The organism is Ruegeria sp. BA2 (assembly GCF_056539605.1).
Genome location: NZ_JBQFVE010000018.1, coordinates 62399 through 89167 on the forward strand (window position 1 = coordinate 62399; position 26769 = coordinate 89167).

The 26769-nt window shown below is 55.7% G+C and carries 27 protein-coding genes; 5 read left to right on the plus strand and 22 right to left on the minus strand.

The window, feature by feature from the left end:
- Positions 1 to 5: 5 nt before the first annotated feature.
- Both ACR0NN_RS23210 and hemP read right to left on the minus strand, forming a co-directional pair.
- Positions 6 to 482, minus strand: coding sequence for a hypothetical protein (locus ACR0NN_RS23210; RefSeq protein ID WP_170727344.1), 477 nt, complete (start codon positions 480 to 482; stop codon positions 6 to 8).
- Positions 479 to 646, minus strand: a complete 168-nt coding sequence (gene hemP / locus ACR0NN_RS23215; RefSeq protein WP_170727346.1) for a hemin uptake protein HemP — start codon at positions 644 to 646, stop codon at positions 479 to 481. Before hemP ends, ACR0NN_RS23210 begins: the two co-directional genes overlap by 4 nt.
- A 221-nt stretch (positions 647 to 867) precedes the next feature.
- Between hemP and gph the strand changes: the two genes are divergently transcribed.
- Positions 868 to 1542, plus strand: a complete 675-nt coding sequence (gph, locus tag ACR0NN_RS23220; protein WP_170727354.1) for a phosphoglycolate phosphatase — start codon at positions 868 to 870, stop codon at positions 1540 to 1542.
- A 210-nt stretch (positions 1543 to 1752) separates the two neighbouring features.
- Here gph and ACR0NN_RS23225 read toward each other — a convergent pair whose 3' ends face one another.
- The 3 genes from ACR0NN_RS23225 to ACR0NN_RS23235 form a co-directional block, all read right to left on the minus strand.
- Positions 1753 to 2925: an acetate/propionate family kinase gene (locus ACR0NN_RS23225; RefSeq protein WP_170727357.1), complete on the minus strand. Its 1173-nt coding sequence runs from the start codon at positions 2923 to 2925 to the stop codon at positions 1753 to 1755.
- Entirely contained in the window at positions 2925 to 4310 is a 1386-nt protein-coding gene (locus ACR0NN_RS23230) for a bifunctional enoyl-CoA hydratase/phosphate acetyltransferase (RefSeq protein ID WP_170727361.1), read from the minus strand. Before ACR0NN_RS23230 ends, ACR0NN_RS23225 begins: the two co-directional genes overlap by 1 nt.
- A 76-nt stretch (positions 4311 to 4386) precedes the next feature.
- The gene (locus ACR0NN_RS23235) at positions 4387 to 5655 is read right to left on the minus strand and encodes a cytochrome c peroxidase (protein ID WP_170727364.1); all 1269 of its coding nucleotides are present in this window, start codon (positions 5653 to 5655) and stop codon (positions 4387 to 4389) included.
- Between the two features lie 15 nt (positions 5656 to 5670).
- On the opposite strand from ACR0NN_RS23235, the gene ACR0NN_RS23240 reads away from it, so the two are divergent.
- Positions 5671 to 6141 carry a tetratricopeptide repeat protein gene (locus tag ACR0NN_RS23240; RefSeq protein ID WP_170727369.1) on the plus strand — a complete coding sequence of 157 codons (471 nt, stop codon included), beginning with the start codon at positions 5671 to 5673 and terminating at the stop codon, positions 6139 to 6141.
- Positions 6142 to 6145: 4 nt separating this feature from the next.
- On the opposite strand, the gene ACR0NN_RS23245 is transcribed toward ACR0NN_RS23240, so the two are convergent.
- The 7 genes from ACR0NN_RS23245 to ACR0NN_RS23275 form a co-directional block, all read right to left on the minus strand.
- On the minus strand, positions 6146 to 6850 hold the full coding sequence (locus ACR0NN_RS23245; protein WP_170727371.1) for a phytanoyl-CoA dioxygenase family protein: 705 nt from the start codon (positions 6848 to 6850) through the stop codon (positions 6146 to 6148).
- Positions 6851 to 6950: 100 nt separating this feature from the next.
- The gene (dctP, locus tag ACR0NN_RS23250; RefSeq protein ID WP_170727373.1) at positions 6951 to 8018 is read right to left on the minus strand and encodes a TRAP transporter substrate-binding protein DctP; all 1068 of its coding nucleotides are present in this window, start codon (positions 8016 to 8018) and stop codon (positions 6951 to 6953) included.
- Positions 8019 to 8042: 24 nt separating this feature from the next.
- Entirely contained in the window at positions 8043 to 9332 is a 1290-nt protein-coding gene (locus tag ACR0NN_RS23255) for a TRAP transporter large permease (RefSeq protein WP_039540899.1), read from the minus strand.
- Positions 9333 to 9920: a TRAP transporter small permease subunit gene (locus ACR0NN_RS23260; protein WP_170687445.1), complete on the minus strand. Its 588-nt coding sequence runs from the start codon at positions 9918 to 9920 to the stop codon at positions 9333 to 9335.
- 53 nt (positions 9921 to 9973) lie between these two features.
- Positions 9974 to 10489, minus strand: coding sequence for a flavin reductase family protein (locus tag ACR0NN_RS23265; RefSeq protein WP_480685637.1), 516 nt, complete (start codon positions 10487 to 10489; stop codon positions 9974 to 9976).
- The gene (locus ACR0NN_RS23270; protein WP_170727377.1) at positions 10489 to 11379 is read right to left on the minus strand and encodes an aldo/keto reductase; all 891 of its coding nucleotides are present in this window, start codon (positions 11377 to 11379) and stop codon (positions 10489 to 10491) included. The genes ACR0NN_RS23265 and ACR0NN_RS23270 overlap by 1 nt, the downstream gene beginning before the upstream one ends.
- Positions 11379 to 12533, minus strand: coding sequence for an LLM class flavin-dependent oxidoreductase (locus tag ACR0NN_RS23275; protein ID WP_170727380.1), 1155 nt, complete (start codon positions 12531 to 12533; stop codon positions 11379 to 11381). The genes ACR0NN_RS23270 and ACR0NN_RS23275 overlap by 1 nt, the downstream gene beginning before the upstream one ends.
- Positions 12534 to 12624: 91 nt before the next feature.
- On the opposite strand from ACR0NN_RS23275, the gene ACR0NN_RS23280 reads away from it, so the two are divergent.
- Together ACR0NN_RS23280 and ACR0NN_RS23285 are read left to right on the plus strand one after the other, a co-directional pair.
- The gene (locus ACR0NN_RS23280; RefSeq protein ID WP_480685640.1) at positions 12625 to 13350 is read left to right on the plus strand and encodes a GntR family transcriptional regulator; all 726 of its coding nucleotides are present in this window, start codon (positions 12625 to 12627) and stop codon (positions 13348 to 13350) included.
- Between the two features lie 12 nt (positions 13351 to 13362).
- Positions 13363 to 14463, plus strand: a complete 1101-nt coding sequence (locus ACR0NN_RS23285; protein ID WP_170727382.1) for a Gfo/Idh/MocA family protein — start codon at positions 13363 to 13365, stop codon at positions 14461 to 14463.
- 9 nt (positions 14464 to 14472) lie between these two features.
- Here the strand turns inward: ACR0NN_RS23285 and ACR0NN_RS23290 are convergent, their stop codons facing one another.
- From ACR0NN_RS23290 to ACR0NN_RS23335, 10 genes are all read right to left on the minus strand, one after another.
- Entirely contained in the window at positions 14473 to 16329 is a 1857-nt protein-coding gene (locus tag ACR0NN_RS23290) for an SLC13 family permease (protein ID WP_170727411.1), read from the minus strand.
- Between the two features lie 259 nt (positions 16330 to 16588).
- Positions 16589 to 16741: a hypothetical protein gene (locus ACR0NN_RS23295; protein ID WP_170727388.1), complete on the minus strand. Its 153-nt coding sequence runs from the start codon at positions 16739 to 16741 to the stop codon at positions 16589 to 16591.
- Positions 16742 to 17017: 276 nt separating this feature from the next.
- A complete protein-coding gene (locus tag ACR0NN_RS23300) occupies positions 17018 to 17446 on the minus strand; it encodes a VOC family protein (protein WP_170727391.1) in 429 nt (142 codons plus the stop codon).
- A 9-nt stretch (positions 17447 to 17455) separates the two neighbouring features.
- Positions 17456 to 18373, minus strand: a complete 918-nt coding sequence (locus tag ACR0NN_RS23305; protein ID WP_170727393.1) for a class I SAM-dependent methyltransferase — start codon at positions 18371 to 18373, stop codon at positions 17456 to 17458.
- Positions 18374 to 18394: 21 nt separating this feature from the next.
- A complete protein-coding gene (locus tag ACR0NN_RS23310; protein ID WP_170727395.1) occupies positions 18395 to 20299 on the minus strand; it encodes an HAD-IIIC family phosphatase in 1905 nt (634 codons plus the stop codon).
- Positions 20300 to 20317: 18 nt separating this feature from the next.
- On the minus strand, positions 20318 to 20569 hold the full coding sequence (locus ACR0NN_RS23315; protein WP_170727397.1) for an acyl carrier protein: 252 nt from the start codon (positions 20567 to 20569) through the stop codon (positions 20318 to 20320).
- 17 nt (positions 20570 to 20586) lie between these two features.
- Positions 20587 to 21738 (minus strand): hypothetical protein, encoded by a 1152-nt coding sequence (locus ACR0NN_RS23320; RefSeq protein WP_170727398.1) that lies wholly within the window; start codon positions 21736 to 21738, stop codon positions 20587 to 20589.
- Between the two features lie 187 nt (positions 21739 to 21925).
- On the minus strand, positions 21926 to 23419 hold the full coding sequence (locus ACR0NN_RS23325) for an MBOAT family protein (protein WP_170727400.1): 1494 nt from the start codon (positions 23417 to 23419) through the stop codon (positions 21926 to 21928).
- A gap of 198 nt (positions 23420 to 23617) precedes the next feature.
- Positions 23618 to 24124, minus strand: coding sequence for a hypothetical protein (locus tag ACR0NN_RS23330; RefSeq protein ID WP_170727402.1), 507 nt, complete (start codon positions 24122 to 24124; stop codon positions 23618 to 23620).
- A gap of 45 nt (positions 24125 to 24169) precedes the next feature.
- Positions 24170 to 25075: an AraC family transcriptional regulator gene (locus tag ACR0NN_RS23335; RefSeq protein WP_170727404.1), complete on the minus strand. Its 906-nt coding sequence runs from the start codon at positions 25073 to 25075 to the stop codon at positions 24170 to 24172.
- Positions 25076 to 25235: 160 nt separating this feature from the next.
- Here ACR0NN_RS23335 and ACR0NN_RS23340 point away from each other — a divergent pair, with 160 nt between their 5' ends.
- On the plus strand, positions 25236 to 26189 hold the full coding sequence (locus ACR0NN_RS23340) for an SDR family oxidoreductase (protein ID WP_170727406.1): 954 nt from the start codon (positions 25236 to 25238) through the stop codon (positions 26187 to 26189).
- The last annotated feature ends 580 nt before the right edge of the window (positions 26190 to 26769 follow it).

The window sequence follows — 26769 nt, forward strand, 5'->3', positions numbered from 1 at the left end:
GCAGATCAGTGGAGCACCGAAAGTGGGGGTTGGTGCCCGGTCGTCGGCAATGGGATCGCGGCGGTCATCCGACGCAATGCAAGTCCCAGTTCCTCGGACAGCGAAGCCAAGGCAGGGGCGAAATCGGGCCGCACTATCAACGAAGCCATCATCATCGCATCTTCACGCGCACCTTCCGAGGCGGCCCCGATCATCTGGGCAAAGCAGTTCTCGTCCGCACCCAGGCATGCACAGCCCAAACCATGTCGCACCAGCGGTCTGCGACCGTGATGCGCGCACAGTGAACACAGCCGGTCCAGCGTCAGCATCGTGGCCCGGCCCTGATTTGCACCCAGCGCGATATCAAAGTCGCTTGCCGCATTGGAACGGCCTTCGACCCCATCGCCCCAGAGACGCAAATACATGACTGCGCTTGCCTCAACAGGGTTCAGGTCGGACAGGCGACCAACAGCCGCCCCGCCGCGCGAAGATGGTGTGCTCATTTTGTAAGGATCAGTTTGCCGGCGCGGGTGATGCGCAGCGTATAGAGCTGATCGCCCAGCTCGATATGGGCCAGATTGCCGCCATTTGTGAGGACTTCGGCCTTGTGGGCCGGAAGCATCGAAACAGCATAGCTTTGGGTCGTCGAGGGGGTTTGCATATTCATCGGGGCATCTCCAGAGCGTCGTTGGCACGGGGCCTATCTGATTGTTTCGCTTGATCTGGCTGACCCTGAATAGGGTTGGCTAACTATTCACTCCCTTAATCTGATAAAAATAGTAAGATTTGTCAAGCCACAGTTTTCAAACCGATTGTTCCGCATTCCATTGCGCCGTCGCGCATTGCGACCTAGGCATTGATCATCAACAGACAAAGACGGATTCGCAGATGACAGCAGTTGTTGTATTTGACCTGGATGGCACCTTGGTAGACAGCCTTTCCGATATCGCCGCTGCAGCAAATCGCATGCTGGATGATCAGCGGCATCCCGCCCTACCCGATGACATAATCCGCAGTTTCGTCGGGAACGGCCTGCCCAAACTGGTCGAGCGCGTGATGACACATTGCGGGTTCGCACCGGAACGGCACGCAGAGCTGACGCAGCTAACCTTGGCGCACTACAATGCGGGCGCATGCGACCAGACCGTCGTCTACCCCGGGGTCTTCGAAGCACTGGAAGACCTGCGCGAAATGGGTTGTGTTCTTGGGGTTTGCACCAACAAACCCGAAGCGCCCGCGCGGCATGTGTTGCGCGAATTGAAGCTGCAGCCTTATTTCGACACCGTATTTGGCGGCGACACCTTGGATATTCGCAAGCCCAACCCCGCGCATCTGCATGCCAGCTTTGAGTCCTTGCCAGCAGCTGGTCCGCACATCTTCGTCGGAGACAGCGAGGTTGATGCCGAAACTGCACAGCGCGCAGAGGTGCCTTTTTTGTTGTTCGAAGAGGGATACCGCAAATCACCGGTATCAGAGCTTCCGCACACGCTTAGCTATCGCGACAGCGCCAACTTGCCCTCACTTGTTCGGCAGATCCTGCAGAACCCGGCATCGCAGCCATAGCCCCAAAAAAAGCTGAGGGGCCGGCCAAGGGGGTAAGAAGCCAGCCCCTCATCGGGGGAAATTAGTGAAAGTGGTTGGGCACACTGGCCCGGTGGTTAATAGAAAGTTAACGCAGCTGTGCGGATCGCGAAATTGGGGGATTCCCGTAGTACGGGGATTTTTTGCGCCACTTTGGGTATCTATTTTGCCCAAAGCCATAAAAAATAGGGGTTACGCGGCTTGCTCCGCAGCGGCCCTCGCGATCACCAATTCCTCATTCGTGGGAATAACCATCAAGTTCACTCGGGATAGGTCAGTCGATATGACCCGGCGGTTATCCGCATTGGCATCATGATCCAGTTCAATGCCCAACCAGCCCATATCGGTGCAAATACGGTCGCGGATATAGGTCGAATTCTCTCCGATCCCGCCGGTAAATACCACTGCATCCAAGCCGCCAAGAACAGCGGCCAAGGCGCCCAACTCACGACGTATGCGGAAAGTGTAGTAGTTGATCGCATTCCGCGCGCCCGGTGTGTCCGAGGCCTCGAGCGTGCGCATGTCATTCGTCATGCCCGAAAGACCCAGCAGACCCGACTTGCGATACAAAAGATCGGAAATCTCATCCGCGGTCATGCCTTGCTGGTCCATCAGATACAGCACCACGCCTGGGTCCAACTGACCACAGCGCGTCCCCATCGGCAAACCGTCCATGGCCGAGAACCCCATGCTGGAGCCGACCGAGCGACCTCCGATCATGGCGCACATCGAGGCACCGTTGCCCAGATGGGCCACAACCACGCGTCCGCCATGTATCAACGGCGCCGTTTTGGCCAGATGATCCGAGATATAATCGTAGCTCAGCCCGTGAAAGCCATAACGCCGCACGCCCATGTCATAATATTCAGTCGGCAAAGCAAACGTGTCATTGACCCATGGGTGATGTCGGTGAAAGGCCGTGTCAAAGCAGGCGACCTGCCTAGCGTCCGGAAATCTGTCCATTGCCGTGCGCGCGCCCTGTAAGTTGTAGGGCTGATGCAGTGGTGCGAACGGCTCAAGCTTTTCAAGCATCTGCATGCTTTCGGGGGTCAGCAGAATGGGGCGGTCATTGTCCGGGCCACCATGCACGATACGATGACCCACCGCCGCGACGCGTGCCGAGGGGAACTGCTGCTGTAGCAAATCCAGAATATAGTCCAGCGCGCTGGCCTGATCTCGCAACTCTTCAGAAACGGTATCGGCAAGCACACGGCCATCCGTGGTCTCCGCTTTGATGCGTGCCGCAGGGCTGCCGATGCGTTCCACCTCTCCCGAGCAAATCAGGATCGGGTCTGTTTCACCCGATGCGAACAGCCCGAACTTCAACGAGGACGAACCCGAGTTCAGCGTAATAATATGGTCCATCATATCTTGCCCGACATCCGCGCCGCGTGCAGGGCTGCGACTGCGCAAGACGCCAGCCGCGCCTTCTCGTCATCTGCGCGACTGGTCAGGATAATCGGAACACGTGCGCCCAGAACCACGCCTGCAGCCTCGGCGTGGGCGATATAGGTCAACTGTTTGGCCAGCATGTTGCCCGCGTCCAGATTGGGCACGACCAGAATATCCGCCCGCCCGGCCACTTCCGAGACGATGCCCTTTGTCCGCGCCGCTGCAAGGCTGACCGCGTTGTCCATAGCCAATGGCCCGTCGACCAGACCGCCCCTGATCTGGCCGCGTTCGGCCATTTTGGACAGCAGTGCTGCATCGATCGAAGACCGGATTGCGGGGTTTACTGTTTCGACCGCAGACAGAACACCAACCTTCGGCGCTCCGATGCCGATTGAGATTGCCAAATCAATCGCGTTTTGTGTGATGTCGATCTTGGTTTCCAGATCCGGCTCGATATTGATCGCCGCGTCGGTCACCAGCAGGGGATGCGGCTGGCCCGGCACATCCATGACAAAGACATGGGTAAAGCGGCGGCCAGCGCGCAATCCACCCTCGCGCCGAAGGGCTGCGCGCAGCAGATCGTCGGTGTGTAGATGCCCCTTCATCAGCGCCTCGGCCTTACCATCCGCAACAAGGTCGACCGCTTTGTTGGCGGCCTCCAGATGGCCGTGAACAGGAACGATCTCAACATCCCCGAGCGGCACATCGACCTCAAGCGCGGCTGCCGTGATTTTGTCAGGGTCTCCAATCAGTATCGGTTTGATGATGGTTTCCCGCGCGGCCAGCAATGCACCCCCTAGCGAGTTCGGCTCTTCCGGCGCAACAACGGCCGTGGGGATCGGGGGCAGCGGGCGCGAACGATCCAGCAGAGCATCGAAATGCCTGTGCCGCTCAACCACCAGTCCGGGGACCTCAATCTCGTTGAACGACATCTCTTTTTCCGGCGCGATCACGACCGCGATACCCGAAACGATCAACGCCTCATCACGGGGGCGAGTCACCTGCGTTTGCAAAACCACTTCGCGGTTGTCGCGCTTTTCGATCACCGTGACTCGGGCCAGCAGTTCTTCGCCGGCGTAAGCCCGCGCACTAAAATCCAAGCTTTGTGATTTATACAGCGTCCCCGCACCCGGAAGGATATTCCCCAGAACGGCAGAGATAAGCGCCCCAAGAAACATCTCGGGCGCGATCGCTTCGTTTGTGTTGTCACCATCCCCGTCTTCGTCAGCCAGGTTAAGGGGGTTGTGATTGCCGGAGTTCGATGCGAAGGCGTAAAAATCATCCTCAGTACAGAACCGGGTCAACTCGGCAGTGTCGCCGACCTGTAGCTGATCATAGGGCTTGTTATGGTACTGCATTGGAGCTTTCGGCGGTTATTTTGCACCGATCATTATGAGATTTCAGGTAAATATCCAATGACGTTCGTCGGAATTTCTAGGGCTCAAACCCCTCTGGCACACCAAACAGAGGCGTATCCAGCGTCGTCCCTGTCATCGCACTCATGAATGCCACGAGATCATCAATCTGGGCATCCGTTAACTCAAGCGGCTCAACATCAACCTTCTGGCGCTGGCGCGCCATCTCGAACCGGTCCTGCCAGACGATGAAATCCACATTCATGAGCCATGGTACATCTGGCAGAGCGGCCATCGCTGGGGTCCATTCGGCGAGGCTTTGAGACGGGTTCAAATGGTGGCGAATGATACCTTCCAGATCGGGGAATGCACCATTGTGCCCATACGGGGCCGTCTCGGTCACATTGCGCAGCATCGGGGTGCGGAAGCGATAGGTATCCTCAAGCCGGTCGCTTTCGCCCATGCGACCGACGTCACGCGCGTAGGGGTCCCACTGTCGGGTCTTGCCCGGGCCAAAGGGGGGCAGGCCCAGCGCGTGAAACTTCTGATCCGACAACAAGGGACCTGAATGGCAGCCCGAGCATCCTGCCTCACCGAAGAATAACGTCATGCCATCAATTTGCTGCGGCGACAGCGCCGCGCGATCTCCGGCCAAGTATATGTCAAACGCACTGTCAGTACTGCGCCATTCCAGTGCCATGAAGGCGGCCAAAGCATTTGCGATCTGGGTGATTGTGATGTCTTCGGTCGTCTCCACCTCATCGAAAGCCGCGACCATAGCTGGGCCATAGCGGGGATCGGTGCGTACGCGTTTGGCGAGGATGGGCCATCCCTTGTCGATCCGGTCATGCACGGCGCCTGTGACCTCGTTTTCACCCACATTCCCGGCCATCTCGAACTGCGACGTCAACGGGAACAACGCCTGCGCTGCCAACAGCGAATTCAGCCCCTCCGGCAGCCATTCCTGCGCAGGCGAGTTAAAGCCATTGCCATAAACATCCGATATGCTGAGGCGACCATCGTGGAAAACCGTATGGAGATCCTTGGCCCCTAGATTCCACAAACCCGGCGAGTTTCGTGGAATGCGCTTGCGGATCTTGTCCGCTCCGATCCCCGGCGTGCGGTCAGGACCAAGCCCCTGCCCGCCCTCACCGATGCCCAGAGACAACCCGTCCGAGGTGCCTAAATCCGGATGATGGCAATGGGCACAAGAAATGTTCTGATTGCCCGACAGGATCGGATCGTAAAACAGTTGATGACCAATGGCGGCCTGTTCCATATCAAAGGGAATGAAATCATCATCCGTCAGCGGGCGCGGCAAATCCTGAGCCGCCGCGGCCCCGGCCAAGAGGAAAGCAACCCCATGCGTCAGTTTGTATTTGCCCTTTGTCTGCTTGCGACACCAGCGCTGGCCGAGTTGGAACAAGCACGCGATCTGATGGAGGCCGGAGAGTTTGAAGCCGCGCGCGAGGAACTGATGCCAGCCGCGCGATCCGGCAATGCCGAAGCCGAAGAGTTGATCGGTGTGATGTACGGGCTGGGTCTTGGGGTCGAGCAGAATTATGAGCGCGCGTTTGAGTGGTATCTGCGCGCCTCGCTCAAAGGTCACCCTGGGGCGCAATCCGGCATCGGCTGGTATTATGAGCTGGGTCTGGGCATGCCCGCCCCCGATCTGGTGCGAGCCTATATGTGGTACACGCTCAGCGCCATTGGTGGCGATCCCGATGCCGCGATCAGCCTTGAAGAAGTAGTCAAGAAAATGTCGACGGAGCAGATCGAAAGAGCGCATGTTCTGGTCAATGATTACAAAGGGTGGATGTACCCCTTCAGATGACAGGTTAAACCCTGAGCGGTTTCGCAAACCGTTTTGGGGCATTGGTTTCCGGATCGATGATCGGGCCTGAGGAGTACTGGCAAACGAACGCCCGTCGCGGGTCAGCCGTTGTATTCGCGCCCGAGCTATGGAGTGTCAGGCTTGAAAATGCCACGATAGTACCGGCTTTGCAGGTCATCGGGGTTCCTGTTTCTGTGCCAAAATATCCGTTGAGCTCGTTGCTATCATCCTGCCACTCATGCCGGTCCAGTCCCGGCTCGGCATCGATATCGCGTGGCAGGATGTAAACGCAGCCATTCTCTTCGGTTGCGTCGTCTACTGCGATCCATACGGTCAGATAAGGCACATGATCAAAACCGACATACGCCCCGTCTTGATGCCAAGCAAAACTTGCCCCTTTGCCTGCCCCTTTGACCACAAATTGTTCATTGAACAACATCGGGTCTTCAATTCCGCAGGCACTGGTGATCTCGGCGATTTTGCTGCCCAGCAGGAAATCCTCGAGCCGAGGAAATTCGGCGTGCCGGTGGCGCAGAAAGCGACGCGCGTCTCCCAGCCCGATTTTGTGCACGTCCCCGCCACCATCATGTGCTGGCTCTTCGAGCAGCGCGTCGCAGGTGCCGCGCAGCATCTGCAATTCTTCATCACTCAATGCGTTCTCAAATACGAGGTAACCTTGACGGCGAAATGCGTCGGATTGATCAAGCATGCTGGGTCTCCCGAGCGAAAGATCTGGTTTTGATTGGGTGTTTCTTTGGGTCCGTCACGCGCGACATTTGCCGCGCGCAACAATTTTGAACTGCCTAAGCTTATTGCGTTTCAGCAGCGCGCGTTGCCGCGATTTCCGCTTCGGCCTCGGCAACGGCTGCAACAAGTGCGTCAAAGGCTGCTTCGCCACCATCTACGTTGGCTTTGAACCAGTCATACACAGGGGCCGCAGCCTCTTTGAAGGCTGCTTTCTCTTCTGGTGTTGGCACATAAAGGTCCCCGCCTTCGGCGACGAAGTCTTCATAGGCTTGAATCGACTTACGCTTGGGCGACGCAAAGGTGGCCTGCTGAAGCTGATAGAAGCCATCAACAATGACATTCCGCAGTTCAGGAGGCATCGACATGAACTTTTCGTTGTTCATGAACCACAAAGCACCCATGTAGGCGTGCCCATCCAGCGTGACATATTTCAGGCCGGCATCCGGGAATTTCATGCCCATGATGTCAGTGATGCCGTTCTTGGAACCTTCGACAACACCGGTCTGGAAGCTGGTGAACAGTTCCGGCCACGGGATCGGGGTAGGGGATGCGCCCAGTGCTTTCACCAGTTCCTGCGGCAGGTCAGCGACCACAGTACGGATCTTCAAACCTTCCATGTCTGCAGGGCTGGCCACGCGGCGCTGCGTGTTGGCAAAGTTACGCCATCCGCCGGTATTACCGATGGTCATCAGACGTAATGCACCGCCCGAGTTCTCAGCAACCATCTCTTGCATCTTGGTCACAAAAGGCGATCCATTGGCCAGCGCTGCCTCGGCGACACGGTCGTCAGACATCAGGTAAGGCAGATCGAGCACCTGCACGAATGGGAAGATGCCAGAAGTACCACCAGAGGTCTGGATCACGATGTCAATCTGACCTTCGGCCACACCTTGCAGGCATTCAGCGCCGTTCGAACACAGCTGCGTACCGATGAACAGCTCGACCTCGATTGCGCCGTTCGAAGCCGCCTCGACGTAGTTTTTAAAGACGATCAAGCCGTCATAATCTTCGTCGTTTTCGTTCGAATTCGCAGTGGCGCGCAGCGTATAATCCGCTGCGGTTGCCGCGATGGCGGATGCAGCAACAAGCGTCGTTGCGACGGCTGCGGTCTTGATGAAACTTCTGAGCATGCGTTTCCTCCCTATGGGTCTCAGTTAGTTTGCAAATCCCGTTATCCTCGGGATCGTCATGGATAGTGCGGGGATATATGTGATCAAGAAGATCACGATAATTTCGACAGCCAGAAACGGCAGGATCGCCTTGGCAATGGTTTCAACTCTTTCCCGCGACACGGCAGCAGCCACGAACAACACCAGCCCCATAGGTGGTGTGGCCAGACCGACGGTCAGGTTGACGCTCATGATAATCGCAAAATGTATCGGGTCTACGCCAAGGCTGGTGAAAATCGGGCCAAGGATCGGACCAAGGATGATGATCGCGGGGCCTGCATCCAGGAACATTCCGACAATGAACAACAGCAGGTTGATCAGGAACAGCAGGATCAACGGGTTTTCCGACAGGCTGAGGATCAGCGATGCCAACTGTTCCGGCGCATGGCTCAGGCTGACCACGGTTTTGAACGCCATCGCCGCCCCAACCAGAAGCAGAACAACCGCCGAGGTCATGCCCGCGTTGCTGAGGATCTCAGGCACTTCCTTCAAAGTCAGGGTGCGCAGAACAAAGAAACCGATGATGAAAGCGTATCCCACGGCCACGGCGGCGGCCTCGGTCGGGGTGAAGATACCGCCCAGAATACCACCCAGAATAATCACTGGAGTCATCAACGGAAAGAACGCCTTCAAGCTGGCCTGACGGCGTTCGGGCCAGGTGTATTTGCGGCTAGCCACCGGGAAATCATAACGATCGGCCATGACCTTGATCATCAGCATCAGGCCAACGCCCACCATTACGCCCGGCACGATGCCCGCAAGGAACAGCGCGGCCACGCTTTCACCCATGACATAGGCATAGATGATCATGATCCCAGACGGTGGAATGATAGGCCCGATCACCGAACTGGCCGCCGTGATCGCAGCGGCGAATTTGCGGGTATACCCTTGCTTCTCCATCGCCGGGATCAGCATCGAACCCAGCGCCGAGGTGTCCGCCACGGCGGATCCTGAAAGGCCCGCGAACAGAATCGAGCTGAGCACGTTCACATGCGCAAGGCCGCCCCGCAGGTGGCCCATCAGGGCCTGGCTGAACTCAACAAGGCGAATGGTGATGCCGCCGCGGTTCATCAACTCGCCTGCGAGCATGAAGAACGGGATGGCCATCAGCGGAAAGCTGTCCATGCCGTTATAGACATTGCGATACAGCAGCGTGATGTCGTTGGTCTGACCGCTGAGCCACAGCAGAATGCCGGGTGCCGCGAGCAGTGCAAAAAAGACCGGCAGACCGATCAACAGGAAAATCAGGAAAGTGGGCAGGAACCAGATCAGCATTTATTCAGCTCCCACTGCGGCTTCGGGGATTTCGGGCAGAAGGTGTGCGCCACCCATCATGGTGACGACGGACCGCAAGATCAGCTCGATATTGACTGAGATCAGCAGCACGACCCCCACCAAAAGCGACGCCATCATCCAACTGCGCGGAATGCGGTACCATTCGTCGAAACTGAAGGACGTTGGCAGGTACAAGGCTGCGGTGGCGAACTTGCCACCAAAGCCGGTGACTTCGGACCAGCCAATATTGACCGCTACCAGAAGCACCGCCAATGAAATCAGCAACAGAAACAGATTAAGTGACATGCCGAGTACACGCGGCAGGAAGCGCTGCAACATATCAATCGCGACAAAGCCCCCGCGACGGAACGCAGTGGGCGCCATCAAGCCGGTCATCCAGAGCATGCAGAACCTGGCAGCCTCATCCGGCCAAGGTAAGGCGTTGCCGAGGACGTATCGAAAGAACACCTGAATCAGTATTGCGATCACCATGAATGCAATCGCAACGACACCAACCGCGCGGCCCAGTCGCAGCACGGTTTCGTTCACGAATGCAATCGGCGTCAACGCCGATGCCAGTCCGCCCATGCGGATCCTCCCAGTGTCAGCCGCGAGTTTGACCCGCGGTCGTCATATCGCGCTTAGTTTTGCGCGAATTGGCCGAGTTTTCCGGCAAAGAAAGTCAGCGCGTCTCCATCCGCCATGCTAACCTTCAGGACTTTGCCCACCATTATCACATGATCGCCTGCATCGTGATAGGCGTGCTGCTCGCATTCAAACCGGGCAAGGCTGCCCGGCAACAAAGGGGTCCCGTTTACACAACGGTCATGTTCGATATCCCGCAATGCAAAGGCGTCTTTCGAACAACCAAAGCATAGCTCGGCCTGTTCGGCAGACAGAACATGCACGCTGAAATGGCGTGCCTTCTGAAAATAGCGGAACCGGCGCGAATTGCGGTCTCCGGCCCACATCACCAACGCTGGGTCCAGCGATAGGGATGAAAAGCTGTTGGCCGTAATACAGATCGGCCCGTCCTCGCTGTTGCAAGTCACGACTGTGACACCCGTTGCAAACCGCCCGAATGCATCGCGCAGGGTGCGCGTGTCATCCTTATGCGGGACGAATGTATGGCTTATGTCACGCGAGATTGCATTCATTACGGCACCTCTTGTCCCAGCGCCGCCTCGTAGAGACGGAACCAGCTTTCACGATCCAGTTTGACCTTCAAAGCGTCCGATGCACGCTTAATTCGGTCCAGATTATTCGTCCCCAGAACCGGCAGTACGTTCGCCGGATGCGCAAGCAAGAAGGCCACCGCAACGGCGGCACGATCCACCCCGAATTCTTCGGCAATCTCATCCGCCACAACCCCGACCGGAGGGTTCCCGGCCATCAGCATGCCCCCACCCAGCGGCGACCACGCCATCAACGGGTGGCCGTGCTGCTGGTGGAAAGCCAGGTCACCATTGGTGAAAGGGCTGATCTCACCCAAAGAAATCTCGATCTGGTTGGTCACCAACTGGGTCTTCATCGCAGACTGCAGCAAAGACCAATCCCAAGGGCGGAAATTGGATACACCAACCGCACCAACCTTGCCACTGGCAACAATCTCATCAAGCGTCGCGCCGGTTTCATTGTGATCCATCATTGGATCAGGACGGTGGATCAACAACAGGTCGATATGGTCAATGGCCATTTCCGACAGCGAGGTATCCACCGATTTCAGAATATGCGCGCGCGACGTGTCATAGTATTTAACCTTCGCATCAGCATAGCGCCCCATTGGCGCGATGATGTCACATTTCGTGACGATCTCCATCTTCTGGCGCAGGCTTGGATTGGCGCGCAGGGCGTTACCCAAAACAGCCTCAGCCGCATAACCGCCATAGATATCCGCCTGATCAAAGGTTGTGATACCCTGATCCAGACAGGCCTGAATCTTAGCCTCGACATGCCCAACCGAGGTATCACTGTCATCGCCCAGCCGCCACATGCCATAGACAATGCGGCTCATTTCCAGGGTGTCAGATAGTTTCACGCGTTGCATCAGCGACGAACTCCTTCGCCCAGCGGGGTCGCCGGGGTGCTTGCAGGCACGCGCCCATAAGCTTCGGGCAGCGAGCAGGTTTTCAGATTTGGCATCACGCGGGCGCCAAAATGCTTGGCCTCATCCATATGTGGATAGCCTGAGAAGATGAAGGCGCGGATGCCCATCTTCTGGTATTCCTCGATCTTAGTCATGACCTGATCAGTCGAGCCGACCAGAGCTGCACCGCAGCCCGACCGTGCGCGTCCGACCCCAGTCCAAAGCCCCGGTTCCACATAGCCATACTCATCCGCCAGATCACGGTTCTTGGACTGATGCGCCACACCCAGCGAGGTTGCGTCCAACGCCCGTTCACGAATGGCACGCCCGTACTCGTCATCCAGTTTTGAGACGATGTAGTCCGCATATTCCTGCGCTTCGGCCTCGGTATCGCGCACGATCATGTGCACGCGCAGGCCGTAATCCAGCGTCCGGTTGTAATTCTCGGCCACCGCATGAACGGCCTTCATACGTTCAGCCAGTTGGTCCTTGGTTTCCGGCCACATCAGATAGACATCGCAATGCTCGCCACACAGATCCAACGCGGACGGAGAGTAGCCTCCGAAATACAGCAACGGACCACCGGTTTGGTAAGGCCGGGCCGGATCGGTGGTCAGCCCCGAAAAGTCATAGACCTCACCCGCGTGGTTGATCTCATCCTGTGTCCAGGCCTGCTTCAATATCTCCACGACTTCGCGCGAACGCTGATAGCGAAACGCGCTGTCGGCTTTTTCGCCGGGGAAATCGGACGAGATGATATTGACCGTCAGCCGCCCCTTCAGCATGTGGTCCAGCGTCGCGATAGTGCGGGCCAGCATAATGGGCTGCATCTCGCCACAGCGTACCGCGGCCAGCAGGTTGATCTTTTCGGTGATTGGCGCACAGCCCGCAACAAAGCTCAGCGTGTCCTGACCGACCTGATAGGATGACGGGCACAGGATGTTGCGAAACCCCTGAGCTTCGGCCTCTTTTACGATGCCCGAACAATGATCCCAGCTTGATCGCAGACCACCATCCGGCACGCCCAGAAACTGATAATCGTCCGAGCACAATGCCGCAAACCACGAAACCTCAGCCGCATCCAGATCTGGGGACGTGATGGGGACAATGGTCATTTGATTCGTGCTCCGTGCATCTTTTACTTTTCTCTTGCGTAGCAAGCACATTGATGTAGATCAATAGTGTATCAATTTTTCCTGCGACCCAATGAAGCGCGCCCGAGTGACCTCAAACAATAGAAACCCAAACGCGCTGCCGATCTATGTGCAGATCTCGGAACTTCTGATCCGCGATATCGCTGCCGGTCGCCTGATCGATGGCGAACGCCTGCCACCCGAGCGGGACATGGCAGCCGAGTTGCAGGTCTCGGTCGGGACGCTGCGAAAATCGCTGGCAGAGCTCGAGAAAAAAGGCATGTTAGAGCGCATTCAGGGCTCGGGCAATTACATCCGCGAGACAGGAACACAAAACAGCGTTTATGCCATGTTCCGGCTGGAACTGCCCGAAGGCGGCGGGTTGCCGCGCGCCGACATCCTGTCAATCGATCACCTGGAAAAACCTGATGACCTGCCAAAGTTTGGTCGGTCTGAGTTAGGGTCGCGCGTGCGCCGTATGCGCTATCTGAATGACACAATCATCGCGGTCGAGGAAATCTGGCTGGACGAATCAGCCGGGACCATCGATCAGAGCCTGCTATCTGACTCGCTTTATCGCTATTACCAGCAACAGCTTGGCTTCTGGATTACGAGGGCAGAAGATCGCGTTACAGTCGGCGCCCTGCCTGAATGGACACCCGAAAGTTTCACCAAACCTGCTGGTCAGACCGCAGGATATATCGAACGGTTCAGCTGGTCAGAAAAGGCTGAACCCGTCGAGTTTTCAAAAACATGGTTCGATCCGGATCGAGCCACCTATGTACAACGCCTAAAATAAAAGGAACTACGCATGACCCGGACCACCAACTACGGGCTGATCGGATGCGGTATGATGGGGCAGGAACACCTGCACAATATTGCCTTGCTTGAAGGCACGCGCGTCGCCGCGATATTTGAGCCTGACCCGGAGATGGCGCAAAAGGCGCAGGCCATCGCGCCCGAGGCGCAAATGGTGTCGTCCATTCAAGACCTTCTATCCGTCAGCGAACTGGATTGTCTGGTCATCGCCAGCCCCAACCACCTGCATGTCGAGCAACTGGCCGAGATTGCGACCACCCGTCCCCTGCCCCTGCTGATCGAAAAACCTCTGTTCACCGATCTCGGTGACCTTGATCGGCTTGAAGAGTTGGAGCGCAGCTATCCGCATCCGATTTGGGTCGCAATGGAATATCGTTATATGCCGCCCATCGCAGCATTGGTCGACGAGGCCGCTGCTGCCAGGGGTGGGATCAAAATGCTGTCGATCCGCGAACACCGCTTTCCATTCCTTGAAAAGGTCGGCAACTGGAACCGGTTCAATCAGAACACCGGCGGTACGTTTGTCGAGAAATGCTGCCATTTCTTCGACCTCATGCGGCTGATCCTGCAATCAGACCCCGTGCGCGTTTCGGCAAGCGGGGGTCAGGCCGTCAATCATCTGAACGAAGAGTATGACGGCAACACGCCGGATATTCTTGACCACGGCTATGTCATCGTCGATTTCGCCTCTGGCGCGCGCGCGATGCTGGAGCTTTGTATGTTTGCCGAAGGATCGCGATATCAGGAAGAAATCTCAGCCATCGGCCCTGATGCCAAGATCGAGGCGCTGGTGCCCGGTCCGGGCCGGTTCTGGCCTGAGCATCTGGGCGATGCGCCTGTGCCGCAGCTGATCATCAGCCCTCGCGCACCAAAGGGCCCCATCCACCGTGACATCCCCGTTGATCCCGAATTGCTGGCAGCGGGGGACCACAATGGCTCCACCTATTATCAGCACAAAGGCTTTCTGGAACTGGTCCGGGGCGAACGCACCGCGCCCGAGGTCTCGCTGAGCGACGGGATTTGGGCCGTTCGTATCGGGCTTGCGGCACAGCAAGCTTCAGAACAGGGCCGAACAATCAGTCTGACAGGATGATGAATGGTGTCAGAAAATCAGGTTGAGCATCAGAAGTGATACGACCAGGAAAATGATCGTCATGATTCCACCCGAACGGACGAAATCTGTCACCTTGTATCCGGCGGGGCCCATGATCAGCGCATTGACCTGATGTGTCGGGATTATGAAGCTGTTCGAGGTCGAGATCGCGACAGTCAGCGCAAAAACCGCCGGGTTTGCACCTGCGGCAACCGCAATGGAAACGGCTAGGGGCACCAGCAGAACGGTCGCCCCGACATTCGACATCACCAGAGAAAACGCCGTCGCCAATATGGCGACCCCGGCCTGAAGCGCCCAGTTCGGCCATCCATCCAGGATGATCATGATCTGCTGCGCGATCCAAGCGGCGGTCCCGGTGTTCTGCACCGCCTGACCCAACGGGATCAGACACGCCAGCAGAAAGACCGTGTTCCATCCAACCGCGCGATACGCCTCATCCACGCTCAGAACACGGGTCAACATCATTCCCGCCGCCCCCGTCAGCAAGCAAAGCGACAACCGCACATCCGTAAACAGGATCAGCGATAGCGAAATCACAAAGAACAAAAGGGCCCATCCAACCTTCTGCGGGCGCAGTTCGTCTTGCGGAAAGTCAGACGTGACGACCACAAAATCCGGATCACGCTTGATCCGCATCAGGTTATCCCATCGGGTATGGGCAACCAGCATGTCGCCCGCCTTGAACTTCTCAAGCCCGATTTGCGTAGATTCATGGGTGTCTGTCTCAACGTGGCTAAGCGTTTCCTCACCGCGGTGGATCGCAAGCAAGGACATGCCATAGGTTTTGCGAAACAACAGCTCTCGCGGGCATTTGCCGATCAGCTTGCTTTCCGGGGTCACAACCACCTCGGCGATCCCGGCATTTGTCGGTGCAAATTCCTCGACAAACACATCCAGATCGGGCAGCACGGTCAGCCCGTATTTCTGGGCGAACTCTTCGACAACCCAGCGCCGCCCCACGATCGCCAATCGACAAGGTGCCGCGATCTCAGCTGTCAGCACCTGCACCATCGAGGTCTTGCCGCGATAGAAGGTCGAGATGATATAAAGGTGGTTTTCAAAATTGATATCAGCCAATATCTGCCCGACCAACGGGCTATCGGCCGGCACGACCACCTCAAACACATCCGCCTTCAATCCATAAACACGCTGTAGATACTCTTGCGTGCCGCGGCCGGTCCCGGTGCTTTTTGAACCAGAGTCCCCTGGCAAGACCCATCGCCCCAACAACAAGAAATACCCGATCCCCGTCAGGATCAGCACCGCGCCAATAGGTGTGACCGAGAACAGCCCAAAAGGCTCCATCTTCTGGGCGTCGGGCAGGCCATCATTTGCGGTCTGAATCAGATCATTCAAGAGAATGAGGGGTGAGGACCCCACCATCGTCATCGTCCCGCCCAAAATCGCGCAAAACCCCATCGGCATCAGCAGCCGTGACAGCGGAATTCCGGATCTCGACGAGATACGGCTAACTACAGGCAGAAACAGCGCCGCCGCCCCAACATTCTGCATAAAAGAAGAAATGACACCGACGGTGCCCGATACGATCGGCAGCACCCGGTTCTCGGACTTACCGCCATATTTCAAAATGACCGACGCAACCTTGTTCATCAGCCCCGTTTTGTCCAACCCCGCCCCGACGATCATGACCGCGATAATCGAAATGACCGCGTTGGAGGCAAACCCATCAAACAGATGAGGAACATCAGACAGATTCTCCAAACCAGGCGCATAGCTGAGAAGGCCGACCATCACCAAAACCAAAATGGCAGAAAGATCGATCCTGACAATTTCCGACACGAACAAGAAAACAGTAAAGGCCAATAGCGCCGAGACCACACCCATTTCGTATGTAAACGCCAATTGCTCCACTAAGATCACCTGGTTCCAATCGCAAACTTAATAGGCATTTCTAGGCAATCAGCACCGACCTGTCATGGGTTTTGTGTGTGCAATGCAGCAACAGCGCGTCCCAATGGCACCCTGTTCAACATCCGGTAGATTATCTCAGACTTGTTGGAACATAACTCTTGCGCACATTACTTGATCTGACGTTCCTCTTCCATTGGAGCTCGAGCAAGGTGTGTTGAACATTGACAAGCCTTCAGAAGAAACCGCCCCCTGGAAGCTGATGCAACTGCTTGAACTGGCCGAGCAGTTCAACACCGAGTTTCGAACTTAGGTGGTGATGGCGCTTGAGCTTGCCGATATTGGTTTTCAGGCAGTGAGCCGGTGAAGAGAATTCCACATCGCTCAAAGAATATGGCCTTTTGCGTATCGCTTGCTCTCACAGTCCATCCAGTAGGAATGTCACAACTCAATAAGCTTTGCAGACCATATTGAAGCATAGCGCCAACTTGGATCAGTTGAGCACATTCGGAAATCCCATGTCGCACCAAAGCGAACGTTGCTCCAGCCAAGCGTTCGATCAACAAGCAGCGCGACGACACTAAACGCAATCAATCTCCAACCGCCATCAATGGCGACGACAACTTTCAAAATCTCAGTAAAGCCACTTTAGATGCCAGCTATTTTAATATGCGCTTCCGCCGACTTCTTCTATGAGTTCGATGACATAGTGGTCTGGAGAATACCAGAACTGGATTTTCGCGCCATCGAATGCAACAGCAGGAGCGGGCGTCGATAAGGGAATGTTCCCCAGACGACGAAAGTGCTGACCAGCCAGATCGAGGTTCTTGGCCGTATAAGCGACATGGTTTAGCACGTTTTTCTTGGTCTTCAGCACGCTGGCAACTGGAGCGCCCTCGGCATTTGGCGAGATCAGTTCGTAGCGCAGACCGCCTGCGTCTGTTCCGAATTGAACATCCACCTTCTGGATCGGATCGCTGAATATCTCGGACCAGTCGCCCAGCCCCAGCGTCGCTTCCAGACGCCGCCGCGCTTCAGCGATGTCACTCACAACCAGACCAAGGTGATGAAAAGCAAGGGATACACTCGCCATTAGCCTAGCTCAGTCCACGCGTTGCGCTGTTACCAAAACGCTGATTGTGAGCTTCATGCGACGCGCCTGATCCAAGGAATAGCCCAGCATCGGCGCAAATTCAGATTGCGTGACTTTAAAACCGATGCCTTCGACGAAAGAGACCGCATCCTCGGGTGTGGGCAGATTAAAAAGATGGTCAGGCGCTGGCGAGTTGATTGGGAAGTGAATGTAAATCCGACCATTCGGGTTTAGCACTCTGCGCAGACAGGCCAGCGCCTCTGCGGGACGCTCGAGATGCTCAAGAACTTCCGAGAAAATGATCGCGTCAAATGTGCCTTTGTTGGGATCTGCTTCAAAAAGGTCTTGGTCGCGTAACTTAACGGCCTGACTGACGCCCATGCTGTCAAGCGACTTTCGTGTCGCATCAAGGCTGGCCATGCTCAGATCCCAGGCTTCTGCATGCCCGCATCGCGGGTCCATGGCGGGATAGCACAAGAGCATTCCGTGGCCCGGACCAATTTCAAGCAACCGATAGTCATCGGGGCAGCCAGTCAAAAACTTGTTCTTGAGGTAGTTGATCGCGCGAGAATGGTTGGGCCACCACACCTGCGTCATCAACAGCCCGTTCATATAGGGCGTCATCTTTTCGGGAACGGAGTATACTTGGTCGTAGGCTTGCTCAAAGGTGTCAAGGCGATAGGCACCATTGCGACGGAAGTAGATTTCTTCTTCCAAGAAGGCGTTGCAGATCCAATCGTACCCCCGACAGAATTCTTCAAGGTCATCCTCAGTCAGTTTTACGACTGTTTCGGCGATTTCCTCAAGAAGTGCCAGGTCATCCTCGGAACGATTCGACAAGCTCTTTTCAAGCGAGGCCGCGTGATGCGGGGTTACCGCAATCTGAGCGTCGTAGAGAACCTTTAAAGCGGGGGATAGCGACGGCATATCTGCATCCTTTTATTCGGGTCACGGGGCGACGCGAGTGGAGTCCTGTGGAATTGCATTAAAAAACGAGTCTGAATCCGTGGAATAGGCTTCTGGCGCGAGCGTCCAAAATTCAGCGCCATCATTCGTGGCCCCGTCTGGCGTGAAACCCAAGTTGGGATATAGTTTCGACACGAGGTCGTTGCGCGGACCCTGCATGAAACGTGCAGTCAGTTTCCGGGCCCCGGCTTTTGTTGCATCCTGTGAAATCTCCTGCATGAGCCGGTCTTCCACCTTGCGACCAAGCACGCGACAACTCATGGCCCAGTTGCGAATGTGCCAAGATTGCGCGGCCGTTTCCACCAGCACGACGCTGACCAGCCCCATGTCTCCAAACTTGTCTGAGAGTGTCAACTGGTATGTCCGGTAATGATCGGTGTCATCGGCGAATTCAGCGATCTGTGACTTGCTGAAACGCTCCAAGGTCAGGTTGAACTGGTTCGTCTTATTGAAGAGATCGGTTACACGTTCCAATCGTCCCGGTTTGAAAGCACAAATCTCAAGCTGCATTTCGAGAGAGGACAGGAACGTGTCGATATTTCCGACAGATGCGTCGAACTCCTTGCGTTTCGCGATGGCGCGATAGTCGCTCGCACGCAATTTGTCTTCCTGGGAGAATGTATTGGCTGTGAAATAACCGGCGGCGGACAAACAAGCGGCATAGTCATGCGGGTCTTCTGGCAGTTCGGGCACGGCAACTTGTGGCAACCTACTTCGTACCAAGGCGCGTTCGGCCGGATTATCGTCGCAAAAGACAAAGGATGAGAGGCCCAGCCCAAGCGTCTTGGCGATCTCTTCAATATTACTGGCCTTGTCCCGCCAATTGGCATGGAAGGCTGCAAAATCGTCCTCTTTCAGAACCATCTCGGTTCGGCTTCTGAAAGGAAAAATTGCGGTCTCATGTGTGTTTTTGGATGACACAGCCAACACCGTGCCATGCGCGCGCAGTTTGGAAACATATCTCTGAAGATGTTGGTATGCTTCACCCTCGGGGGTACCAGAGCCTATCAAGACATTCTCAGGTCCGTCATCCCCGACAACTCCGCCCCAAAGCGTGTTATCCAGATCGAGCACGAGGACACGACGCGATTTGCCAAAACGCGCTGCAACAGGACGCAACAAGACGTCTGCAGCCAGAGATGTAAAGCGTGGATCAAAGGCAAACTTGCCTTTGTTAAAGAACCTGGGAGAGCGCCATTGAGCGAGGCCCACTGAGGCTGCCGCATTTCGGAAATCCGCCACATCGACATCGAGAGCTCGGAGTTCGGTCTCAAATACCTCCGCATGGGAACGAGGTGTCGAACCGACATGGGCGTCAAGCGCGCCGAAGACGGTCTCCAGCGGTTCGGGAATATTGTTTATGACGACGGATGCACCAAATTTGGTTTTTGCGGTATCGACGGCCAACTTGACATGATCAAGCAGAGTATCAAAGGTCGTACTCCGACCGTCATTCTGATCAGGGTCCATGGCAAGGTGGGCCACGTCTACGCAAATCATCACGACATCGGGTGGCGTTTCGCCCATTTCCTCGCCTGGGTTCAAGAGTGTCTGCATCATCTGGTCGAACGGGCCCAGCTGAACATTGGCGACAAAACCGTGGCGCGGGGCAGCAAGCACGATTTCAGCTTGCAGAAAATCCAGCGTAACATTCCCAAGAAGCCAGATGTTGATTGGGCTCAACTCGCCTTGTTTCTCAAGCCCCGCGTCAAAGGCCTCTTTTCTCAGCCCCGCCAGTTTTGATGCGCGTGCTGGTCCTTGCACCCAGTTCGGGCGCAGACTGGCATGCTGGATCAGCGAAAGACTTGGATTGTCGAACAAGTCCGAAGCAGGCTCTTCAGGCAGCCATCCCAAATTGGAAATGTAGGTGTGCAAATCGGTTGTCATGCGAAGAACGAAACGACGTTAAGTTGACAGCAATCTGGACACAATCGCTACAAGATCGCTGATATTCTGGGCGTTCTCGATCTCTTTTTGCTGCAACTGGATTTTGAATGTCTGCTCGATAGAAACAACTAAACGGATTTGCGCGAGACTGTCCCATTCGGTCACATCTTCCGCAGAGGTCGTGCCATCCACAACCAAGTCAGGTTTGTCGAGAACCTCTCGGAGCAACGTGCCGACGGTTTCCAATATCTCGGTCGTATCTGCTGCCATCAGGGGCCTTCCTCTTATTAAGGTTTCGCACATTCCTGTGTGCTCTCGGCGCTTTCACGCCAAATTACGTTTTTTTGCAAGGCATGATCGACGATCGCCTGCCAAGCTGGGTTTCTGTGTTCGCGAAGTCCCACTACCGCTGCACGGGACACATCGAGATGCTGCTCAACCGTCGCGCTCGCCAACAGGTGACCAAAACTACCCGGTGTCAAATCATCAGAAGCGCCCGAAAACAACCGATCGAGGACAACGCCGCCCAAAGATGGGCGAAAGTGCAGCGGATCCGTGAAATCTGCAATGGGTGTGACATCCGTCGGTTTGGGTACCGCCGCCATTGTGCGATTCGTCACCACACCAAAGTCGTAAAGCGGATAGGACTGGTAGTCATGGCGCTGGGCATCTGCTTCGAGCATCGCAACAAGATCACGCTTCCACGTCTCGAATTCTCCGTAAAGCTCCAGTTCCTGCAACAGATCCGGTATCAGGGCATGTGTCGGTGGTATTACGAAGACCACATCCATTTCATGAATGCGCGCCGTATCAATCATGTCCTGCACGTAGTCAAACCCGGGCCGCACGCCCTGTGCGTTTTCAAAACGCCACACACGGCAAGGATCGCGGAACCATCCGTTTTCAGCGCGTCCGACCGCAGATTTTTCGAAAGCTTGATAGGGCCCGCCCAAACCTTCGGCCAAGGCAACCGCAAATTCGGGATCACGTAGGCCATTGCGCATAATCTTTCCGGGAACGTCGATACGTGCCCGGTTGCGTATCTCTTCATGGGCCTTGGGAGGGGTTTGGGACGTCACGGTCGCGAAGGCATCTATCAATGCATCTGCGCCGATCGTGAGCCTAAGCGACGGTAGCAACCACCCCGAGTTGCCCCAGAACCCCGCCGTGAACTCGTCTCCGAATCCACGTTCAAGCTGGCCCGGTCGCCGATCTGCATGAAACCTTTGAAAATCTAGGGTGATGATGGCTCGTTTTGTGCCAAGCTCAGCCGCGAATTCCAAAACCGCCACTGCCTCGTTCATGCGACCGCCTCCCAACGCGAAGTTGAATGTCTTGACGTTGACGCTTGGGTGGTCTGGATCAAACCCTGCTTCGGCAGAGGACCCGCCAACGATGGCAATCTCAGGCCGGTCCCAAAACATAATCTGAGGTTTCACGGATCGGGTTGATTTCCCGAGCGCTATCTTCTCCTCATTAAACCCCTCGATCTGGGGGCTATTGAACAGCCAATAGGGGTCGACCAAAATTGAAAATGTCAAAAGCCCGGCAATCGCAACCAAGCTGGCTGCTACAGTCCCCCAAACGAAGCGTCTGAAAGGTTTGAGAACCGGAATCTGCTCGTCGTCAAAAGTCAAAATAAATGAACTCCACAACTCCTCGAGCCATAATGACAACGGAGACAACTAGCAAAAAGCATACAAACAAACCTGTCCGGAAATCGGGGGCCCATTGGGGCACCCAGGCTGGACAGGGCTCCAAAGTCCCTAGGGTCCGGTCAAGCAATATCGTTTTATAAGACGACATCCATTGAAAGACGTTTGGTCCGTGAAACACCAGCACGATCGAGCACAAGAGGAAAATCAGCCAGCCCAATGAGGCTTGACCAGCGCCGTCAGTCAAAAAGAACATTGAACTCAGAATAAGATGCGCAGTTTCCAAGTCGCTCGCGCGGAAGTAAACGCAGGTGATTGCCAGAAACACCAAGACGGTCAGGCGCCGCAACAACCTTACGAACCAAATCTTGGAAGTGACATTAGCGTAGCCCGTAAGTTGTTCAACTGTCACGAAAAAGGCATGTAGAGCACCAAAGACAATGTATTTCCATCCAAGCCCATGCCATACGCCGACGAGCAGGAAGGTCGAGAAAACAGGCACAGCTGTCGTGGCGCTCAACAGAACACGACGCGGCAATTTAAATTTGTAGAGCCAGCGCGCAGACCAGATGGCGATCGGCTGAAACACATACGAGCGGGCAAAACGCATCAGCGTCATGTGCCAGCGGCGCCAGAAATCAGACAGGGTTTCTGCCCGGTAAGGAGAGTTGAAATTCAAGGCCAGCCGAATTCCGAAGCACAAAGCGAGCCCGCAAGCCATATCTGCGTAACCAGAAAAATCGAAATAGATTTGCAACGCATAGGCAATGGCGACTTGCCAGCTCAGCCAGGCATCAGGAACCGCACCCTCTGACGCCGCCGCATAAAACGGATTGACGAAGAGCGCCAGCGTGTCCGCAAAGAACAGTTTCTTGAACAAACCCACGGCGAAGATTGTTAGCCCCAGAGCAACGAAATGGGCGATCTGGCCTGTCGGTTTTTCGAACTGTGGCAAAAGCTCGTCGCGGCGCACGATGGGGCCGGCAATGAGTTGTGGGAAGAAAAGGACGAAGAGAGAAAATCGGGAAAGCGAGTATTCTACTTTTCCGTCTCGATAGGTGTCGATGAGGTACGTTATCTGCTGGAAAGTATAAAAGGAAATACCCAAAGGCAACACAATCGAGCCTGTGAGGCTAAAGGCGTCCGCATTTTGCTGCAGCAAAACGTGATACTTGAAGAAATATAAGGGGAGCAGATTCAGCAGGATCCCGCCATATAACAACAGATCCCGATACAGTGGACACCCCCGGAGCCCTGTTATCATACGTGCCAATGCGTAGTTCACGGTGATGCTGAGCAGGATGAGTGGCAGGAAGTTTAAATTCCACCAACTATAGAACGTCAATGATAGCAAAATTAGTGCATAACGACCCGCATCTTCTCCCAACAGCCGACGCGCGCTCCAAGTGGCTAACAGGCTAAAAGGAAAAAATAAAAACAAGAAAACGGGCGAGCTAAAAATCATCGAATATCGCTGGTCGCTGCTCTCGTTTTCGTTGCAGGCCGCATACTAGAGGCTCATAAAGTTGTCAAGTTCTGCAACGCGGGACAAAACGGACGTTTGGATCTTCGCACGCAATGGCAGCAACACCCCTCAAACCGGACATAGATCAGGAACGCGAATTGGCGAGCGCGTCCGGCCTTTGGTTGCATTCTAGTAGAGCTAGCGGCCAGACACTACCGAAACCAAGGTTGTCTTATAGACCTCCAACCGAGCATTGGCGTTGCTGTCAATCAGCATGATGAGGCCTAGAAAGACGATTGACGTGACAAAGGCCCCCCGCAAGCCGGGGCTGTGCACGAAAACGAAAAGCATAGCGGCAGCAGCGATCATTAGTGGCATAACCTTGAAAACCGCGGTGCCATATTGCGCCATTGTCCGGTCAACGCGCTCGATCTCGGAAGCAATAAAACCCGCCCCGTCCTCAGCGATGGCAGGCGCGAAGCCTGTTAAGCTTTTCCACGTTCCGTAGAACAGCCCGCCGCCGAGGATCAGCATCAGCACTCCGGCCACGAACATCGGGAGCACGAACGCCCTGGCCATGTCGGTCTCTCCCCTCGACCAGAAAAGAAGGCTGGCCACGAGAAACACCACCCCGAACAGAACGAAAAAGCCGTTTGACCACAGTTCTGCCTTAGCCCAGTCGGTCGATGTCTTGAGGATATCCATAGTATAGCTTCCGTGCGCGGCGCTCCTTGCTGAAGCGCTGTATCTTTAATGCGGAGGTGTGCCTTTCAATCGTTCTGATACCTGCGTTGTGTTGCTCCATTGCCGGGGCGACTGGCCGTACATCCGCCTAAACTCGCGACTGAATTGAGAGGAGCTGTGATAGCCGACGTCCCAGGCCGCCTCTGATACGGTCTTTCCTTCGGCAATCTTCATCGCGGCGTTGTTCAGCCGCATCGATTTCACGAACTGGATCGGGGACAGCGTCGTGGCTTCCTTGAACCGCCGATGGAATACCGCCCGACTCATGCCGACGTGGTCGGCCATATCGTCGATGGTGACCTGCTCGTTCAGGTGGGTTGAGAGGTATTCGATGGTGCGCGCGATTTCGTTGCCGACGCCAAAAGCTCGTCTTGCGGCGGCCCCGGCCTCGCCCGTGAGCACCGCGTAACATAACTCGCGTAGTCGCCCCTGTCCGAGCACTTCCAGATCAACCGGATGATCGAGCAACTCAAGAAGACGCCGCAGTGCTTGCGTGAAACCATCATCCCAAGCCGCCAATGCCAAAGCCGATTGCGCGCCAGCCCGCGCTTGTCTGATGACACCAGCCGCGGTCTCAATTTCCAATGTGAGCTCGCGCATCATTCGTGGATTCAAGGTGATCACGACGCCGAGTAGTGGGTCCGCTTTAGACGCCCGTGGAGTACCTGCCTCTACCGGCAAGGTCATTGGGCAGAGCAGGTATTTGTCGCTGTCATACATGTGGTGTTCACCGTCCAGCACAGCTTCCTTGGTGCCACTGAGAATAGCCACCACCGTGGGCTCGTAGACAGCTGGGACGCAAGGTACTGCATCGGCCACCCGGAAAAGCTGGACGCCTTTCAACGCGGTATCGACAAGGCCTGCCTCTGGCAGATGGCGCTCGATAAGGTCTTTGATCTGTTCTTTGCTCATGCGCTCTAGCTGGCATAGGGCTTTCATCTTTGCAATGGGGTTGAGACGATTGGGCAAGTGATCGAGAGAATATCGCCTGTTTATGGGCCCAGCCAAGTATTATTTGTGCCTTCAAGCAATAACACCTCAAACCGCCAGTTTGGGCTGGAAGGAGACACAAATGGTAGATACGACATTCGGACCCAAAGGCTGGACACCCGAGCGCCTCGGCGACCAGACAGGCAAGACCTACATCATTACTGGCGCCAACGCTGGCGCAGGCTTTCAAGCAGCGCGCATTCTTCTCAAGAAGAACGCTAAGGTGGTGATGCTGAACCGCTCAGCCGAGAAATCCGAGGCGGCCATCTCGGGCTTGAAACAGGAATTCGGCGCGAAAGCCGACGTGAGCTTCATACGCATGGACCTGTCAATCCTGGACAGTGTGCGCGAGGCGGCAGAAGAAGTCTTGAAGACCGTGCCCCGCATCGACGCACTGATCAATAACGCGGCTATCGCGCAGGTGCCGACCCGCAAGCTGACCGTCGACGGGTTCGAAAGCCAGCTTGGCACCAATCACTACGGGCACTTTCTGCTCAATGGTCTGCTTTTTGATCGCATCGCCGAAAGCAAAGGCCGGATCGTGGTCGTCGCCAGCCTCGGCTACAACATGGGTCTCAAGACCATCAAGTTTGGCGACATGAACTGGGATGAGGGCTACGGCGCAAACACTGCATATTCCCAGAGCAAACTGGCGCAGATGATGTTTGCCTACGAATTGCAAGACCGCCTGGCTGCTGCGGGGTGCGCGGATATCGAAGTTTTCGTCTGTCATCCAGGCTCGTCAGCCACATCGCTGATCACCACCAGCGGTAGCCGTACAATGCGTTTCATCTGGTGGCTGATGACCAAGACACCAATGGTCCAAACTGCGGAACAAGGCTCATATCCTGAGGTCATGTGCGCGACCGAAGAGGCGCTGACCGAACAACGCGCCCTCTATGGTCCGACGGGCCGTCTGGAAGCAGTGGGCCCGGTCGGCAAAGGGACACTAAATGCCCACGCCCATGACAAGGCTGTAATGTCGCGTCTTTGGGAAGTGTCCGAAAAGGCCGTTGGGTTCGAGTGGAAACTCTGACCAGTTGATAGAAGCCAGCTGATAACGCAACGTCCGGAGAGCGGACCTTGGTGCGCTGAGCAGCATCCGGGAGGCTTGGGCACAGTGCCGTCGTTTTCTGCGGTCCGCGCGAACGGCGGCTTCGAGGCTGGCGATGGTGCGTTTGACCAGCAGTTGAGCTGACCACTCAACCAGAGATCGCTTCAAATAACACCTGTTCAACGATGTTCGCGGTTCGGTATGGTCCGAGAAGGTAGCGTAGGGTTGTTCGCTTGGTCTACTCTTGGAAATCCGGGGCTGCATGCAACGCTTATGATTGACGTAAGCGAATCGCAACATTTCAGTTAGGCTGATTGGAGCGATTACTGATATTGAGAGGACTCGACGCAGTTGCAGAATGGCCAATTCTGATTTTCCTCTATTTGCTTTTACAATGCTTCCAGCGGATTGGACGTAAAGCAAAACACCGCCCAGAGGCGGCGTGTAAGCTTTTGTTTTCTGAACCTAAACTTGGTTTCGGGAGAGGATTTGAGCCTCTGACTTTCAGGTTATGAGCCTTACGAGGTTAATCGTTAGGCAAACAGTCCAGTGGACTGTTTGT